Here is an 18,072-nt window from a genome sequence, read left to right on the forward strand (position 1 = left end):
TTCCTGCTGTAGTGGCAGGAACTTTTTTATTTCCCGTATAATAACTATCTTAAATGGGTAATTGCATATACATTTGATTCTTGCAGTATGAAGGAATGTAAACGACTTTTTGACGCAGTAACGTACCAGTTACAAAAGTTTCCCAAACCGGATATGTTGGCCAGCAAAGTAAATGGCCAATGGAAAACTTATAGCACAGGAGATGTGGCAGGAATTGTGAATCGCTTTAGCGCCGGGTTGTTGAAACTGGGTGTAAGCGGTAATCAGTTTGACGAGGATAGTGCAGATAAAATTGCTATTATCAGTAATAACCGACCGGAATGGGTATTTACCGATCTGGCCGTGCAGCAGACCGGGGCTATCCTGGTGCCTTTATATCCTACCACCAACGCGCACGAAATAGAGTTTATTTTAAACGATGCCGCGGTTAAACACATTTTCATCAGCAGCAGAGAGTTATACGATAAGGTGAAGGATATCTTACCATTGATATCTACTCTTAAAAACATATATACGTTCGATAAGGTAGAAGGTGTGGCACATTGGGCAGATTTGCTGGTGCCGGCCGGGGATGCTTCTTTACATGATGTGGAGGGTGTGAAAGCGCGCATTCCGGATAGTCATGTAGCTACCATCATTTACACGTCTGGAACAACAGGTACACCTAAGGGCGTAATGCTTACCCATCAGAACATTGTAAGTAATGCGTACTTAAGTAAAATCAGTTTTCCTTTTGAAGATGCGCCGGACCATAAGGTGTTGAGCTTTTTGCCATTGAATCACATCTTTGAAAAATGTGTTACCTACATTTACCTGTATAGCGGCATTGGTATTTATTATGCTGAAAGCATGGATACCATTGGCGACAACCTGAAAGAAGTGAAGCCGAACGGCTTTACCACGGTGCCCCGTTTGCTGGAAAAGGTATTTGAAAAAATTATGAACACAGGTAGCCAGCTTACCGGTATTAAACGTAAACTGTTTTACTGGTCGGTAGGTTTGGCCGAGAAATATGATAACCGGGTAAGTGGCGGTGCATGGTACAACCTGCAACTGACCATTGCCAATAAACTGGTGTTTAGCAAGTGGCGCGAAGCATTGGGGGGCAATATCTCTTTTATTGTAACCGGTGGTGCGGCCTGCCAGGCAAAGCTGCTGCGCATTTTTAGTGCGGCGGGTGTGCCGGTATATGAAGGGTACGGGCCTACGGAAAACAGCCCGGTGATATGCGTGAACAGGCGCGATAACAAATGGAAGAAATTTGGCACTGTGGGCCCGCCAATCGATGGCCTGGAAGTGAAACTGGCCGAAGACGGTGAGATATGTGTGAAAGGCCCTAGTGTAATGAAAGGATATTATAAAAGGCCCGACCTTACTGCAGAAGCGGTGACAGACGGCTGGTTACATACAGGTGATATAGGTGTGTGGGATGAAGGCATGTTGAAGATCACCGACCGCAAGAAAGAGCTGTTTAAAACCAGTGGTGGTAAGTACGTGGCGCCACAGCCCATTGAAAACAAGATGAAAGAGAATGCTTTCATTGAACAGGTGCTGGTGGTGGGGCCGGAAAGAAAATTTGTAGGCGCACTGATTGTGCCTTCGTTCAGTACGTTGGAAAAATGGATGAAGCGAAACAATATTCCGTTCAACAACCATGAAGATGTGGTGAAGAACGAGAAGGTGATAGAAAAGTATAAAGAAATAGTAGAAAGCCTGAATGAAAACTTCAACCACGTAGAGCAGGTCAAGAAATTTGAACTGCTGCCACGCGAATGGAGTATTGAATCAGGTGAAATGACTCCTAAATTAAGCCTGAAAAGGAAAGTGATTATGGAGAAATATAAAGATGCTATTGAGCATATTTATGAGGGCGGTTAGTGAATGCCGCCTAAACAAAGGTATTTGGTAATAAGGTAGTCTTCTATACCATAGAAACTACCTTCTTTTCCATATCCGCTTTGTTTAATACCACCAAACGGTACTTCTGCAAAAGAGATAATTCCTTCATTTATTCCAATAATGCCATACTGCAACTGCTCCGCAATACGCCATACCTGTTGCACATCTTTTGAAAAGAAATAAGCGGCTAATCCATATTCGGTATTATTGGCTAAGGCAATAGCTTCTTCCACGGTTTCAAACACATATACAGCACTTACAGGGCCAAAGATTTCTTCCCTGCTTAACTCCATTTCGGGTGTGCAGTGGGTGATAATAGTAGGCTCGAAAAACAGCGGGCCTGCACTATGTACCTTACCGCCACAGAGCAGCTCTGCTCCTTTGTCAAACGCATCTTTTAACAGCTTCTGTATTTTGTCGATGGCGTCCTGGTTAATCAGTGGGCCTATGGTTACGCCATCAGTAGTGCCGTTGCCTACTTGCATAGCCATAACGGCTTCCTGGTAGGCTTTCATAAAGGCAGGGTAAATGTCTTTTTGCACCAGCACACGATTGGCGCATACACAGGTTTGCCCGGCATTGCGGTATTTGCTGGCCAGTGTGCCTTTTACGGCCTGCTGCAGATCGGCATCGTTAAACACAATAGCGGGGGCATTGCCGCCCAGTTCCAGTGATAACTTTTTAAGGGTAGAAGAGGACTGCTGCATCAGTATGCGGCCTACCTCGGTAGAGCCTGTAAAAGAGATTTTATGTACAGCCGGGTGTGTGGTTAACAGCTTGCCTGTTTCCGCAGCTTGTAAAGTGGTGATCACATTTAATACGCCGGCAGGTAGTCCTGCTTCTTTAGCCAGCTGGGCTAAAGCCAGGGCGCATAAAGGTGTGTCTTCTGCGGGCTTTAGTACTACCGTACAGCCAGCTGCCAGGGCTGGCGCTATTTTGCGGGTGATCATAGCTATGGGGAAGTTCCAGGGGGTAATGGCAGCTACAACACCAATGGGCTGTTTGATGGTAAAGAAACGCCTGTCGGCTACCGGGGCGGGTATCACCTGTCCGTAAGTGCGGCGGCACTCTTCGGCAAACCATTCAATAAAAGACGCACCGTACTGTACTTCTCCTTTGGCTTCTGTAAGTGGCTTGCCTTGTTCGGTAGTAAGTAATAAAGCCAGATCATTGCTGTGTTGTATAATTAGCTGGTACCACTTTTTAAGAATGTCGCTTCGTTCCTTGGCGGGTTTATTGCTCCAGGCTGGAAAAGCGGCATCAGCGGCTTGTATGGCCTGTTCCGTTTCGGCAACGCCTGCGTTATATACGTTGGTGATAACCTCGCCGTTGGCGGGATTGTATACGGGAAAGGTAGCCGCGCCTGTTTGCCAGTTGTTATTGATAAAAATACCTTGTTGCAGTAAAGCCGGATATGTGAGTTGCATAATAGTATTGTTATAAAAAGCAATACTAACAAAACGATGCCAGAAATGGTTGTGTTAAAAATGGGCTTAATGATTGTCGGCTTTGGCGCTTTCCCAGCCTATAATGGCAGTTTTGCGGGTAAGCCCCCAATGGTAACCACCTAAAGCGCCGCTGGTGCGTATTACACGATGGCAGGGAATAAGAAAAGCCACCGGGTTATCACCTACAGCAGTGCCTACTGCACGGCTGGCGCGTGGATGTTGCAGGGCATTGGCTATATCAGAATAGGTGGTGAGGTGCCCCATGGGTATTTTTAATAAGGCTTCCCACACTTTCAGCTGAAAAGCGGTGCCTTTTAAATGCAGTTTTATTTCGGATAGCTTGCTCCAATCCTGCGTAAATAGGAATAGGGCGTTCTGTTGTATCCTGTCGGTCATTTGCTCAAAGTGGGCATTAGGAAACTGGTGTTGTAGTTGAACAAATGCCTGCTGTGGCTCTTCGGCAAAAGCCATATAGCAAATGCCTTTAGTGGTAGATGCTATTATAAATGGTCCGAAAGGGCTTTCGGCAAAGCTGTAGTGTATGCTGAGCGCCTGGCCACCGTTTTTGTACTCCCCGGGCGTCATACCTTCTATATTCATAAACAGGTCGTGCAGGCGGCCGGTGCCGGATAGGCCAGTTTCGAAGGCGGCGTCGGATAAAGTGTATTGTCTGGTTTTAAGTATATGCTTGGCATGTTCCAGGCTGAGGTATTGCAGAAACTTTTTAGGGCTTACACCGGTCCATTCTGTAAACAGGCGTTGAAAATGGTAAGGGCTGATATGCACGTGCGCAGCCACCTCTTCCAGCGAAGGTTGTTGTGTGAGGTGCTGCTGTATATAATCTATTGCCTGTGCAATGCTGTTATAGTGTGTTTGTTGTTGCGTTTCCATATTACGTTGCTTATACTTACCAAAGGTACCTTTGCATAGATGCGCAGGCAACCCGTTTCTTGCTTATTCCGTTTGCGCTGCTGCATCGTATCTATCCATGGAAGCGGCTATGCGTTTCTTTATTTTAGAAGCCAGCAGACGGGGAGATAACACTTTCATACATTCGCCAAAGCCCAGGATTTCCCTTTCCAGTTCAAAATTCAGTACCACTTCTATACGGATGATAATACCTGTTTCGTCTTCTTTCAATACTTCTTGCGAAGCGTGCAAGGGCTTGGTAATTACATAGGGTGCGTTATACTTGTTTACATGCAGAACTACCTTATAGGTTTTATCCTTTTGAGTTTTGGTAACTCCTATTAAATCGCTGAAATAGGTATCGAAGTCTATGCCTTTATATTCTACAAATTTTTCATCAGGGGCTGGTTCAAAATTAAGTATCCTGTCTAGTGCCAGTGTTAACAAATGATTTCCTCTTTTAGGTTTGGCCAGCAGGAACCAGCGGTTGCGGTATTCTTTCAGCAGGTAAGGGTGATAAATCTCCTTGCGTGGCTGTAGGGCTTTGAACGACTGGTATTCTATAAACAGTGTTCTTTGATGCAGTATATGCTGGTATAGCGGGTTGATATGCTGTAAACCCCGGAGTTGTTTATTGTCTTCAAACTGAATGCAGTTGCGGCTTTGATGTGTGCTGTAATACAGGTTGTTTTCCAGCCGGGCAATAATTTCGCTCATCTCTTCAAAATAGCTGAACCCGTTGAATTGTTTCAGCAATCCCACCACCACTTTCATCTTTTCTACATCTGCATCGTTAATGGGTGTTTGAGTAATGCTATACTCGGCATCTTCGTAGGTGTAATACTTTTTATCCATCACAATAATGGGGGCATTGTATCCTAATTTATCGCTGCGCATCAGTTGAATGTCGGCCTGTATGGTGCGTTTGCTTACACCGTTTTCAATGCCTTCATTGTCATATAATACTTCACTTACTTTTTCAATGATGTCGTCGAGTGTCCATTTTCTGCGACGGTTTCTTAAACAATCATCAATGGTTTTATAACGGATAAGGGCTAGTTTGTTAATAGACATAACGTGTATTGTGGGTTTAAAAATAAAAGATACCATGCAAACTGCGCAGTGGAATTGCGCAAATAAATAATTTGTAAAGTGGTGGAAAGTTTTTTGTGTGCTAACTGATTGAAAAACAATTTTTTGTAGCCTTGTTTGGAAAAGATTTTTTTCTGCGCACATCCCTTGCGTAGTGGCAGGGCCATCTTTGATGTATCGAAGGTTGGTCAAGAATAAGTTACTTCAAAAACCCTTTTAAGTTCCACTGATTCCATTACCTCTTCGAATATAAAGCAGTAGCTCAATTGGTAGAGCAATGTAATAAGTTTTGTAATTATCGTTCCGGTCAAATCAAACTTACTACTTAAGGGATACATGGGATGTTGGTTCGAGTCCAGCCTGCTTTACTTACTTAGGTCAATTGTTACTTACTTCAAACATCTATTAGGAAGACAGCAGTAGCAACATTATCTGGTTTAAAAAACAGCAATTATGAAAGGTTTATTACAGGTGAGTTTACGTCAAAAAGCATTGTTTGTTCCTGCTGCTGCCCGTAAAGTGCAGGCGGGAAGTTTAACAGGCACTTGTGCTGTGCTGGTGGCTAACCTGGCTAAACTGGGTTATGGCGTGTCGCCTGATCTGTTGTATGCATTAGGCGGTGCTACGCCTGCTTATCATGCGCAGGTGCTGGCTACTATGAAAGAGGTGATGGGCGTAAACAAAAACTGGGCGCCGCTGGTGAAAGATTGGGGTAATGCTACCGGTGAAAACTTGCTGGATCATATTATCACCTACTTTACCAATCTGTTCCAGGGTAAAGGAACCCGCCTGGAGTGTGGGCATATTATACCTGCCAATACTTTTCCATTAGAGCGTTATAACGGATGCCCTTATTGCGGTATGCCTTTTATTACAGAAGAATTGAAGCTGACCAAAAACAATGGTAAGCTGAAAGTGCTGGAATTGTGGACAGAGAAAGATGCGGAAGCATTTTTATATGATCTGCTGTTGTCTAAAACGGCACTGGATGCTACACAAACAGAAAGCCTGAATGCATTGCTGGATGTTTTTCCATTACCAATGGTAGATATTGCGATGAAGGAAACCCGTATGGCGGTGATTGATAAACTGGTGGCTTTGGATAAAGCACAGGATGCTCAGGCTTTGTTTAGCAGCCCTGCTGATATCATGCGTTACCTGTGGTTTAAGCATACTGGTTTTTTGCAGATCATAGAGCCTGCTGTAATGGCCAAACGTTATGTGCGTAACAGAACAGTAGCGAACAAATTACAGGCGAAAGAAAAGCTGAAACTGAAATATACCCGGAAGCAAAGTGTGGTGATAGCACAGTGGTTAAACCACCTGCCTATGAGCGATAATGCTATGTGTGAAGTAATGCATGCTAAAAGAGCTATGTGGGTGCGTTTTATACGTGCATTGCGTTTGCCGGAGTATAGCCAGCGTGCTGGTTTTGAAAAACTGAAATCGGTATTGGATAAGTTCTATAACGAAGAGTATAGTGTATGGCAGGGTCAGGTGAATAAGGGGAGAAATCAGTATGATGCTGATGCTACTTTTCAACTGTTGAAACAACGTCCGGGTTTATTTGCGCGTTCGCTGTTTGCCAATATGCTGTGGTTTGGAAAAGAAGAGACGGCAGTTGCATTTGCAGATATTATTGATAAGGTGCCTGCACGCTTGTTAATAACGCTGGATATGTATGCAGAAGACTATTTTACTAAAAACAGCACACGTGTAGTAAAGCCTTTAGGAGGTATTCAGAAAGTGGTACCAGGGAATATATTGTTAAGCATATATGAACAGGACGATCTGGATGCTATGCGTAAAGAAGTAAGAGCATTGTGTTTGCTGGCGGTGAAAAAGCGTTTTGAAAAAATACCTAACAGTAACAAAAGCATGTTCATTGCTCCAGAATTATTCCAGATTCCATTGTCCATAGGCGATAGAAGCAGCAGTGTGCAGGATATGCCGGCGGCATTAATGGGTACCCGTTTTAAACTGGAAAGCAATACGGTTCGTTTGTTTATGCAGTGGGGTACAGGGTTGGCAGCCGCTCACCTGGATATGGATTTAAGCTGCCTGGTTACTTATGCTAGCAGCGTGGATAGATGTTCTTATAGCTCGTTGGTAATAACTGGTTGTAAGCATAGCGGAGATATCCGGTCTATTCCTGATAAAGTAGGTACAGCCGAATATATAGAAATAGATACGGCAGTATTACGAAAAGCAGGTGCGGGTTATGTGATATTCTCCTGTAACGCCTATACTGCGGGTGCTATTACGCCCAACCTGGTAGTGGGTTGGATGAACAGCAGGCATCCGATGAAAATTTCGGAGAGAACGGGAGTGGCTTATAACCCTGCACATGTGCAACACCAGGTGCGTGTGGTGAACAAGTTAGATAAAGGGCTGGTGTTTGGTGTACTGGATGTGGAACGTAATGAAGTGGTGTGGCTGGAAATGCCGTTTGATGGTCCGATTGTTCAGTGTATGGATACCAACGGGGTAACCTTGTTGTTGAGAAAGCTGGCCGCTAAAACTACCATAGGACAGCTGTTAACTATGAAAGCAGCAGCGCAGCAACTGGCTTTGGCCAATGCAGCTGAGGAGGCCGATGAAGTGTATTCGAAAGAATGGGCATTTAATACGGCAGCGGTAACGCAATTGTTAATTGATTAAAGGAGAGAGGTATGAGAAATAGAATAGAACAAAAACTGAAAGATATAGAGCGGGAGTACCAGGTGAAAATACTGTACTCCTGCGAATCGGGAAGCAGGGCGTGGCAGTTTCCTTCACCCGATAGCGATTTTGATGTACGGTTTATATATGTACATAACAGGAACGCGTATTGGTCTATAGCAGAAAAAGAAGATCATATCAGTTTACCTATAGTAGATGAACTGGATATATATGGCTGGGATTTGAGGAAGGTATTGCAGTTGATGCGAAAGTCGAATGCCACTCCTTTTGAATGGATGCAGTCGCCTATAGTATATAAAGAGAAGGAAGGTTTTTTAGATGGGTTGCACAATCTGGCTCCTGATTATTTGGATGTGCGGGTGAGTGCGTGCCATTATATGGGCATGGTAAGAAAGCTTACCGGTGAAGAAATGACCGGTGCGCCCCTTACGATAAAGGCATTGTTTTATATCATAAGGTCGTTGTTGTCGGCAAAATGGAACCTTGATACAAGGGGGATAGCACCGTTGACTATTGATGATCTGTTGTGTATCTTGCCGGAAGCTTTGCAACAGCATGTGAAAGAGCTGGTATTGTTTAAGGCCACCGCTAAAGAAAAACAGGAGGTAGCTGCAAGTGATCTGTTGAAAAACTATATCAATGCTACTATCGCGGAATGCAACGCAGCTATCAGCGGACTGGAAAAGAGAAACACAAGTGTAGACAAACTGGATGCGTTCTTTATAAAAACACTACAGGAATATGACTATTCAGGAATTGAAAGATAAAGGGTTATTGTTGCTGGAATGTGTAAGCGGTAGCAGGGCTTACGGGCTGGCTACTGCACAGTCTGATACCGATATCAGGGGTGTTTATTATTGGCCTAAAGAAAAGTTTTATGGGCTGGATTATATTGACCAGGTAAGTAACAGCACCAATGATGAGGTATACTACGAATTGGGAAAGTTTATGGCCCTGCTTCTAAAAAACAACCCTAACATACTGGAACTGCTGGCCGCGCCGGATAACTGTGTTTTATACAGGCACCCGCTAATGCAGCAATTGTCGCCTGACCTGTTTTTATCTGCTTTGTGCAAGGAAACTTTTGGCAACTATGCACTTACACAGATAAAGAAAGCCAGGGGGCTGAATAAAAAAATGATGCGGCCGGTAGAGAAAGAGCGCAAAGGGGTATTGGATTTTTGCTATGTGATGCAAGGGCAGGATGCCATTGCTTTACCTGCCTGGCTTATAGCGCAGGGATGGCAACAGGAGCGCTGCGGGCTGGCAGCTATGTCACATGCAAAAGGATTGTATGCTTTGTATTACGATGTCGATAACACCCTGAAATATCGCGGTATAGTAAGCAGTGAACTGGCAAATGAAGTTTGTTTGTCTTCTATTCCGAAAGGGGAAAAGATAGTCGCTTATCTTCATTGTAATATAGATGGCTACTCTATGTATTGCAAAGAATACCGCGAATACTGGGAGTGGATGGAGAAACGCAATGAAGATCGTTATCAGAGTAACCAGGCACATGGCGGGGAGTATGATGCTAAAAACATGATGCACACGATACGACTGTTGCAGGTGGCAGAGGAAATAGCAAGAACAGGAACGCTGGTGGTAAAACGCCCGAACAGGGAGGAGTTGCTGGCTATTAAATCGGGCGCTTACAGTTATGAGCAACTGTTGCAAATGGCAGAAGACTTACAGGAAAAGCTGGTAATAGCCTACAGGGATACCGCTTTGCAGCAAACACCTGATAAAGACAAGATTGAAAACATATTAGTGGCTATGCGTGATAAACTATATAGCTAACTATATAAAACGGAACTTATGAAAACAGAGATAAACGGAGATGATTTACTGGCCATTGGTTATACCGAAGGCCGTGTGTTGGGGGAAGCCTTGAAAGCGGCGGCAGCATTGCCGGATATAACACGGGAAGAATTGCTGGCATTGCTAACGAAGGTGAAACAGTATCCGGAGAACTTTTTGGATGACGAGCATATGGAGTCATTAGCTACAGCCCTGATTGAAGAATTGAATAAGCCGGTAGATACTACTATTGCCCTGATAGAAGAAAAAAGAGAATATGCCGTATATGGTGCGGATTATATAGAGGAAGGCGCAGGTAAGCAAATGGCAATAGCGATGCAATTGCCCGTTACGGTGGCAGGGGCATTAATGCCTGATGCGCACCAGGGATATGGCTTACCTATAGGTGGTGTGCTGGCTACCCGTAACGCTATTATTCCTTATGGCGTGGGTGTGGATATCGGTTGTAGAATGGCGTTATCGGTATTTGATATCCCGGCAGAACATTTCTATGAGAACGAAGCTATTTATAAACGTGAACTGATAGCGCATACCAAGTTTGGTGCGGGACATGGTTTTCATGGCCGTTATAAAGCTGACCATGCGGTATTAGACCGGAGCGAATTCAATATTACCCCGTTTGTTAAAAATCTGCAGGATAAAGCTGCATCACAACTGGGATCTTCGGGGGGAGGTAACCACTTTGTGGAATGGGGTATTATTGAATTTGAACAGCGTGACGAAGTATTGAATATAGAAAAGGGTAAATACCTGGCTTTGTTATCGCATTCCGGATCGAGAGGTTTGGGGGCTACTATAGCAGGATATTATACCAGGCTGGCAAAAGATATTTGCCGTTTACCTAAAGAGGCTGCTAACCTGGCCTACCTGGATATGGCATCAGAAGCCGGGCAGGAATACTGGCTGGCTATGAACCTGGCAGGCGATTATGCTTCGGCATGTCACGAAGTAATTCATAATAAGTTAACCGCGGCCGTAGGGGCGCGTGTATTAGCCAAGGTGGAAAACCACCATAACTTTGCCTGGAAAGAGCAATGGCATGGTGAAGAAGTGATTGTGCATAGAAAAGGAGCCACGCCAGCCGGTAAAGATGTGATGGGTATTATTCCGGGTAGCATGACAGCGCCAGGCTTCCTGGTAAGAGGTAAAGGGAATGAAGATGCTATTAACTCCGCTTCGCATGGTGCCGGACGCCAGTTAAGCCGTACCAAGGCTATTCAGCAGATATCGCAGCAGGATATGAAGGCGGTGTTGAAAGAGCATGGTGTTACCTTAATCGGGGCCGGTTTGGATGAAGCGCCTATGGCGTATAAGGATATTCATAAAGTAATGGCTGCCCAGCATGACCTGGTAGATGTTGTTGCCCGTTTTGAACCTAAAATGGTGCGTATGGCAGATGATGGCAGCAAAGAAGATTAATTCATCAACAGATGCCTTATATAAGGTAATCTGATAGTGTTGCAGGAAAAGCTGCTTCCCGCTTTGTTCAGGTTTTATTTAGGGCCTGTGCAGGGGAAGTTGTTTTTCCTGCTTTTGTATAAAAGGAATGTGTGTAGCTGATGTTATATCAGTAAAAATATTATGCTTTTACAAACGAGAGCATATACTTAGCTATAGTTAAGAAAGAAGCTACATCATTGGGTTTGGTAATATAATCAGCTGCACCTAGTTCCATACTCATGGCTTTAAATACCGGTGAGCTGGAAGTGCTCCATATAATTTTGGGTATCTCCTGGTAGCGGGAATGATTATTCAGTTCCTTTACAACTTCCACTCCTGTTAATTCCGGGATATTATAGTCCAGCACCAGCAAAGCGGGAAGGTCTTTATCCTGTATAGTGTCTAAGTACGACACAAACTTTCTTCCATTAGGTATACATACAACCTGCCACGACGGATCAATTTCTCCAAACGCGCTTTCTAATAGTTCCTGATCGTCACTGTCGTCCTCAGCCAACAAAATCAGCCTGTTTAAATGGCCTAAAAATTGCATCAAATTAAATGGTTATATGAAAGGTGCTGCTAAATTACTATTTGGTTTTCATATGAAAGCAATGCTTCTCGATAACCTGAACAGATATTTTTATCTTTTATCAAGTTTAAACTCTAATACCTTTCATGACTGCTCCCAAAAAGAGAACTGCAAAAGTCTCTTTACCAACTGATACTGTGGAAAATATTCCGCAAAATGGATCTGCGAAAAAGTCGCACAGCGAAGAATTAGATACTCCTGAACTATTGAGGGTGTTACTGGATGTTAAGAATGGAAACTTTAGTGTGCGAATGCCTGGCGATAGTACAGGGTTAAGCGGTAAAATCTGTGATACCGTAAATGAGATTATATCGCTGAATGAATTATTAGTGGAAGAATTAATGCTCGCCCGTAATACTATTGGTAAAAAAGGCAGGCTCAACCACCGTGTAGAAATGCCGCGAAGCGCCAGAGGCTCGTGGAGTGTGGCGGTAGGTTCTATTAATAGCCTGATCTCCGATCTGGTTCATCCCACCATTGAAATTGCACACGTAATCAGCTCTGTGGCAAAGGGAAATCTGTCGCAGGAAATGCCATTACAGATAGAAGACCACGTTTTACAGGGGGAGTTTGCGCGTATTGCCACCGAGGTGAACGAAATGGTGAAACAGCTAAACCTGTTTTCCCGTGAGGTAACCCGTGTGGCGCGCGAAGTGGGATCGGAAGGTAAACTGGGCGGCCAGGCCAAGGTGAAAGATGTGGCGGGTGTATGGAAAGATCTGACCGATTCGGTGAACCAGATGGCGGGTAACCTTACTGCGCAGGTTCGTAACATTGCGGAGGTAACTACCGCGGTGGCAAAAGGGGATTTGTCGAAGAAGATTACGGTGGATGTGCAGGGCGAGATATTGGAGCTGAAGGATACTATTAATACGATGGTGGATCAGCTGAACTCTTTTTCATCGGAAGTAACGCGTGTGGCGCGGGAAGTGGGTACCGATGGTAAGCTGGGTGGCCAGGCAGAAGTAAAAGGTGTGGCCGGTACGTGGAAAGACTTAACTGATTCTGTAAATAAAATGGCCAGTAACCTTACGGGCCAGGTGCGTAACATTGCGGAGGTAACTACTGCGGTGGCACGTGGCGACTTGTCGCGTAAGATTACGGTGGACGTAAAAGGAGAAATCCTGGAACTGAAAAATACCATTAACACCATGGTGGATCAGTTGAACTCCTTCTCGGCGGAAGTAACGCGTGTGGCGCGTGAGGTAGGTTCGGAAGGTAAACTGGGTGGACAGGCCACGGTAAAAGGCGTGGGTGGTGTATGGAAAGATTTGACCGATTCGGTAAACCAAATGGCGGGTAACCTTACAGCCCAGGTGCGTAATATTGCCGAGGTAACTACGGCGGTGGCCAATGGTGACTTATCCAAGAAAATTACGGTGGATGTTGCCGGTGAGATATTAGAGCTGAAGAAAACCATTAACACGATGGTGGATCAGCTGAACTCTTTTGCATCGGAAGTAACGCGTGTGGCATTGGAAGTGGGTACGGAAGGTAAACTGGGTGGCCAGGCGAAAGTGCAGGGTGTGGGCGGTACCTGGAAGGATTTGACCGATTCGGTAAACCAGATGGGAAGTAACCTTACTGCGCAGGTGCGTAACATTGCCGAGGTAACTACGGCGGTGGCGAATGGTGACTTATCTAAGAAAATTACGGTGGATGTTGCCGGTGAGATATTGGAGCTGAAGAAAACCATTAACACGATGGTGGATCAGCTGAACTCTTTTGCATCGGAAGTAACGCGTGTGGCATTGGAGGTGGGTACAGAAGGTAAGCTCGGTGGCCAGGCGAAAGTGCAGGGCGTGGGTGGTACCTGGAAAGACTTAACAGAGTCGGTAAACCAGATGGGAAGTAACCTTACTGCCCAGGTACGTAACATTGCCGAGGTAACTACGGCGGTGGCGAAAGGTGATTTGTCGCGCAAGATTACGGTGGATGTAAAAGGGGAAATTCTGGAATTAAAGAACACCATTAACACGATGGTGGATCAGTTGAACTCCTTTGGATCGGAAGTGTTTCGGGTGGCGCGTGAAGTGGGGTCGGAAGGTAAGCTGGGTGGCCAGGCAGATGTACCGGGTGTGGAAGGTTTATGGAAAGACTTAACGGATTCGGTAAACATCATGGCCTCTAACCTTACTTCGCAGGTGCGTAACATTGCGGAGGTTACTACGGCGGTAGCGAATGGTGACTTGTCGCGCAAGATTGAAGTAGATGTAAAAGGAGAGATCCTGGAGCTGAAGAATACGATTAACACGATGGTGGAGCAGCTGCGTTCCTTTGCATCGGAAGTAACGCGTGTGGCGCGTGAAGTGGGTACGGAAGGTAAGCTGGGTGGCCAGGCAAACGTGCCGGGTGTAGGTGGTACCTGGAAAGATTTAACCGACTCGGTAAACATGATGGCGGGTAACCTTACTGCCCAGGTGCGTAACATTGCCGATGTGGCTATTGCGGTGGCGAATGGGGATATGAGCCGTAAGATTACGGTGGATGTGCGTGGGGAGATATTGCAATTAAAAGAAACGCTGAACACGATGGTGGATCAGCTTCGTGCGTTTGCATCGGAAGTAACGCGTGTGGCGCGTGAGGTGGGTACGGATGGTAAACTGGGTGGCCAGGCGTTTGTGCCTGGTGTGGCCGGTACCTGGAAAGACCTTACCGACTCGGTAAACCAGATGACGGGTAACCTTACGGGGCAGGTGCGTAACATTGCCGAGGTAACCAAGGCGGTGGCATCGGGTGACTTATCGAAGAAAGTAACCATTGATGTAAAGGGGGAGATATTTGATTTGAAGAACACCATTAACACGATGGTGGATCAGCTGAACTCTTTTGCGTTTGAGGTAACGCGTGTAGCGCGTGAAGTGGGTACGGAAGGTAAGCTGGGTGGACAAGCAGAGGTGCAAGGCGTGGGTGGTACCTGGAAAGACTTAACCGATTCGGTGAACATGATGGCTTCTAACCTTACCAACCAGGTAAGGGGTATTGCCAAGGTGGTAACCGCGGTGGCTACCGGAAACCTGAAGCAGAAGTTAAGCATCGTGTCGCGTGGTGAGGTGGCACAGTTAACAGAAACCATTAATGAAATGATTGATACCCTGGCGTTGTTTGCCGACCAGGTAACTACCGTGGCCCGTGAAGTGGGTGTAGAAGGTAGACTGGGCGGCCAGGCAAGTGTGCCGGGTGCATCGGGTATATGGAAGAACCTTACGGAGAACGTAAACCAGCTGGCTGAAAACCTGACTACACAGGTACGTGCTATTTCGGCGGTGGCCAGTGCGGTAACCAAAGGTGATTTAACACAGATGATTCGTGTGGAAGCGAAGGGTGAGGTGGAACAGCTGAAAGATACCATCAACCAGATGATCGCCAACCTGAAACAAACCACGCTGCGTAACCAGGAACAGGACTGGTTGAAATCGAACCTGGCTAAGTTTACACAAATGCTGCAGGGCCAGAAAGATCTGAACACGGTAACACGCCGTATCCTTTCCGAGCTGGCACAGGTGGTAAATGCACAAAAGGGTATGTTTTATATCCTGGAGCAGGAAGATGATTACAAAACACCTAAGCTGAAACTGTTTGCGGCCTATGCGTATGGTGATGAAGTAAACCTGTCGCGCGAATTTGAATTAGGACAAGGCCTGGTAGGCCAGGTGGCTGTTGAAAAAGAGCGTATACTATTAACGAATGTTCCTTCTAATTATATTAAGATAGGTTCGGGCCTGGGTGAAGCGCCGCCTATTAACCTGATTGTATTACCGGTATTGTTTGAAACAGAAATTAAAGCGGTAATTGAACTGGCTTCTTTTGATTCGTTCAGCCAAACACACCTTGACTTTTTAGGACAGTTAACAGAAAGTATTGGTATTGTATTAAATACCATTGAAGCCAACTCCCGTACGGAGCATCTGTTAGAGCAATCACAATCACTGGCCGATGAGTTAAGAAGAACCAACGAAGAGTTGCAGGATAAAGCTCACCTGCTGGTGAAGCAAAAAGATGAAGTGGAAGGCAAGAACAAAGAAGTGGAGGAAGCCAGGAAGTCGCTGGAAGAAAAAGCAGAACAGCTGCAATTGACCTCTAAGTATAAATCTGAGTTTTTGGCCAACATGTCGCACGAGTTGCGTACACCGTTGAACAGCTTGCTGATATTAGCGCAACAGCTGTATGAAAACCCTGATGGCAACCTGAACGAGAAGCAGGTGCGGTATGCAAAAACCATTCACAGTTGCGGGGATGATCTGATCCAGTTGATTAATGATATTTTGGATCTTTCTAAAATTGAATCGGGTTATATCTCTACCGACTTTATTAAAGTGCGCTTTAGCGAGGTGATAGGCTTTGTGGAAACTACCTTTAAGCATATATCAGAAAGTAAAAGCCTGCGCTTTAGCATTGATGTGGAAGACATGCTGCCACAAACACTGGAAACAGATGTACAACGCTTAAACCAGATATTGAAGAATCTGTTGTCTAACGCCTTTAAGTTTACTGAAAAAGGTGAAGTGCGCCTGCGCATTTATGAAGCCAAACGTAACTGGCGTTTGCTGAGCCATAGCCTGGAGAGTGCAGACAGGGTGGTGGCGTTTGAGATTAAGGACACGGGTATCGGTATCTCTAAAGACAAGCAAAATATCATATTTGAAGCGTTTCAACAGGCGGAAGGCTCTACCAGCCGTAAGTATGGCGGTACGGGCTTAGGTTTATCTATCAGCCGCGGTCTGGCCGATCTGTTGGGTGGTTCTATTGAACTGGAAAGCGAAACCGGGCATGGAAGCACCTTTACTTTATTCCTGCCTTTACAGTACAACCCGGCTACTATACGCAAGGAAAAGCAAAGCAGCCTTACTGTGAACGAGTATAAATTACTGGAAGGGTATGATGCAGAAGTGATTCAGTCGGTAACTACTGTGAAGGCGGTGGAAGCAAAAGATCTGGAAGGGTTGAATGAGATTATCAATGAAGTAGGAGACGACAGAACGCATATAGTAGAGAACGACAAGGTGGTGCTGATAGTGGAAGATGATGTGCGCTTTGCCAAAATTATGCAGGAGAAAGCGCATGAGATGGGGCTGAAAGTGGTAGTGGCTACCAGTTTTGGGGAGGTGTTTGATTTAACCAATAAGTTTAACCCTATAGCGGTAACGCTGGATGTAAAACTGCCCGATGCCAGCGGATGGCGTGTGCTGGATTTGTTTAAGAACGATATTAACCTGCGTCATATTCCTATACACCTGATATCGGGCGAAGAAAACAGATTGCTGGCTATGCACCGTGGTGCACGCAGTTTTAACCTGAAACCTTTAACTTCTGAGAAGCTGACGATATTGTTTTCCGGTATTATCGAACAAAGCAGCCGTGCACGTAAAAACGTGCTGGTGGTAGAAGACAACGAGCCAGATGCATCACAGATAGCGCGTATACTGGACAATGGCGACTTGATACAGATGGAATTTGCCGAGAACGGACAAGCAGCATTGGATATGATCAATGACCGTGCTTACGATTGTATTATCGCAGACTTTATGCTGCCTGATATTGAAGGGGCTGAGTTTGTAGCCAGTGTGCAGAATGTAAACCCTTACAATGCAACGCCGGTGATTGTATATTCGGCAAAAGATTTCTCCAACAAAGAAAAGTCTAAGCTAAAGCAGTATGCCAATAAAATATTGCTGAAAGGGGTGAATTCTTTAGACCTGCTGCTGGAAGAAACGATAATGCAGCTGCATATTAATCATAGCACATTATTGCCGGAGAAAAGGAAGCTGATTGAAGACCTGCGCTCGCAGAAAGATGTGCTGATACATAAAAATGTATTGGTGGTGGATGATGATGTGCGTAACCTGTTTGCATTAACCACCGCTTTTGAAAGGTATCAGATTAACACTATTACTGCTGAAAGCGGTAAGGAAGCGATGAACATTCTGGATGAGAATAACCATATTGATATTGTATTGATGGATATTATGATGCCTGAAATGGATGGGTATGAAACCATGCAGAAGATACGCAGGGAACATAAGAACAGTGCGTTGCCTATTATTGCAGTAACTGCTAAGGCTATGAAAGGGGATAGAGAGAAATGTTTGGAAGCAGGAGCCTCGGATTATATAACCAAGCCGTTAAAAATTGATCAGCTGTTGTCACTGATGCGCGTTTGGTTATACAGGTAAATTATTCACGTATGCT

10 protein-coding genes and 1 tRNA gene are annotated in these 18,072 nt (G+C 45.2%); 7 read left to right on the forward strand and 4 right to left on the reverse strand.

Annotation, left to right across the window (positions count from 1 at the left end):
- Window positions 1-87 precede the first annotated feature (87 nt).
- On the forward strand, window positions 88-1,878 hold the full coding sequence (locus FLA_RS29265; protein WP_076377027.1) for an AMP-dependent synthetase/ligase: 1,791 nt from the start codon (window positions 88-90) through the stop codon (window positions 1,876-1,878).
- Here FLA_RS29265 and FLA_RS29270 read toward each other — a convergent pair.
- From FLA_RS29270 to FLA_RS29280, 3 genes are all read right to left on the reverse strand, one after another.
- Entirely contained in the window at window positions 1,875-3,326 is a 1,452-nt protein-coding gene (locus tag FLA_RS29270; RefSeq protein ID WP_076377029.1) for an NAD-dependent succinate-semialdehyde dehydrogenase, read from the reverse strand. The genes FLA_RS29265 and FLA_RS29270 overlap by 4 nt on opposite strands.
- Window positions 3,327-3,392: 66 nt before the next feature.
- Window positions 3,393-4,238 (reverse strand): methylated-DNA--[protein]-cysteine S-methyltransferase, encoded by an 846-nt coding sequence (locus tag FLA_RS29275; RefSeq protein WP_076377031.1) that lies wholly within the window; start codon window positions 4,236-4,238, stop codon window positions 3,393-3,395.
- 63 nt (window positions 4,239-4,301) lie between these two features.
- Complete coding sequence (locus FLA_RS29280) at window positions 4,302-5,330, reverse strand: helix-turn-helix transcriptional regulator (protein ID WP_076377033.1); 1,029 nt, start codon at window positions 5,328-5,330, stop codon at window positions 4,302-4,304.
- A gap of 269 nt (window positions 5,331-5,599) precedes the next feature.
- Here FLA_RS29280 and FLA_RS31305 point away from each other — a divergent pair.
- The 5 genes from FLA_RS31305 to FLA_RS29300 all read left to right on the forward strand — a co-directional run bounded on the left by FLA_RS31305 (window position 5,600) and on the right by FLA_RS29300 (window position 11,270).
- Window positions 5,600-5,716: transfer RNA gene (locus FLA_RS31305), tRNA-OTHER, on the forward strand.
- 85 nt (window positions 5,717-5,801) lie between these two features.
- Window positions 5,802-8,009, forward strand: coding sequence for a TerD family protein (locus FLA_RS29285; RefSeq protein ID WP_076377037.1), 2,208 nt, complete (start codon window positions 5,802-5,804; stop codon window positions 8,007-8,009).
- Window positions 8,010-8,020: 11 nt separating this feature from the next.
- Window positions 8,021-8,797: a nucleotidyltransferase domain-containing protein gene (locus tag FLA_RS29290; RefSeq protein WP_076377039.1), complete on the forward strand. Its 777-nt coding sequence runs from the start codon at window positions 8,021-8,023 to the stop codon at window positions 8,795-8,797.
- Window positions 8,772-9,830, forward strand: coding sequence for a nucleotidyltransferase domain-containing protein (locus FLA_RS29295; protein WP_076377041.1), 1,059 nt, complete (start codon window positions 8,772-8,774; stop codon window positions 9,828-9,830). Before FLA_RS29290 ends, FLA_RS29295 begins: the two co-directional genes overlap by 26 nt.
- Before the next feature lie 18 nt (window positions 9,831-9,848).
- On the forward strand, window positions 9,849-11,270 hold the full coding sequence (locus FLA_RS29300; protein ID WP_076377043.1) for an RtcB family protein: 1,422 nt from the start codon (window positions 9,849-9,851) through the stop codon (window positions 11,268-11,270).
- A 160-nt stretch (window positions 11,271-11,430) separates the two neighbouring features.
- Here FLA_RS29300 and FLA_RS29305 read toward each other — a convergent pair whose 3' ends face one another.
- On the reverse strand, window positions 11,431-11,844 hold the full coding sequence (locus FLA_RS29305) for a response regulator (RefSeq protein WP_076377045.1): 414 nt from the start codon (window positions 11,842-11,844) through the stop codon (window positions 11,431-11,433).
- 125 nt (window positions 11,845-11,969) lie between these two features.
- Here FLA_RS29305 and FLA_RS29310 point away from each other — a divergent pair, with 125 nt between their 5' ends.
- Window positions 11,970-18,056 carry a HAMP domain-containing protein gene (locus tag FLA_RS29310; protein WP_197705838.1) on the forward strand — a complete coding sequence of 2,029 codons (6,087 nt, stop codon included), beginning with the start codon at window positions 11,970-11,972 and terminating at the stop codon, window positions 18,054-18,056.
- The last annotated feature ends 16 nt before the right edge of the window (window positions 18,057-18,072 follow it).

It is taken from the genome of Filimonas lacunae (genome assembly GCF_002355595.1).
Lineage (GTDB): Bacteria > Bacteroidota > Bacteroidia > Chitinophagales > Chitinophagaceae > Filimonas > Filimonas lacunae.

What these genes read in the sequence shown, in the direction of transcription:
- FLA_RS29280 (WP_076377033.1), bottom strand. Translation starts at nt 5,330, where the DNA reads ATGTCTATTAACAAACTAGCCCTTATCCGTTATAAAACCATTGATGAT.
- FLA_RS29310 (WP_197705838.1), top strand. Translation starts at nt 11,970, where the DNA reads ATGACTGCTCCCAAAAAGAGAACTGCAAAAGTCTCTTTACCAACTGAT.
- FLA_RS29275 (WP_076377031.1), bottom strand. Translation starts at nt 4,238, where the DNA reads ATGGAAACGCAACAACAAACACACTATAACAGCATTGCACAGGCAATA.
- FLA_RS29270 (WP_076377029.1), bottom strand. Translation starts at nt 3,326, where the DNA reads ATGCAACTCACATATCCGGCTTTACTGCAACAAGGTATTTTTATCAAT.
- FLA_RS29300 (WP_076377043.1), top strand. Translation starts at nt 9,849, where the DNA reads ATGAAAACAGAGATAAACGGAGATGATTTACTGGCCATTGGTTATACC.
- FLA_RS29305 (WP_076377045.1), bottom strand. Translation starts at nt 11,844, where the DNA reads ATGCAATTTTTAGGCCATTTAAACAGGCTGATTTTGTTGGCTGAGGAC.
- FLA_RS29295 (WP_076377041.1), top strand. Translation starts at nt 8,772, where the DNA reads ATGACTATTCAGGAATTGAAAGATAAAGGGTTATTGTTGCTGGAATGT.
- FLA_RS29290 (WP_076377039.1), top strand. Translation starts at nt 8,021, where the DNA reads ATGAGAAATAGAATAGAACAAAAACTGAAAGATATAGAGCGGGAGTAC.
- FLA_RS29265 (WP_076377027.1), top strand. Translation starts at nt 88, where the DNA reads ATGAAGGAATGTAAACGACTTTTTGACGCAGTAACGTACCAGTTACAA.
- FLA_RS29285 (WP_076377037.1), top strand. Translation starts at nt 5,802, where the DNA reads ATGAAAGGTTTATTACAGGTGAGTTTACGTCAAAAAGCATTGTTTGTT.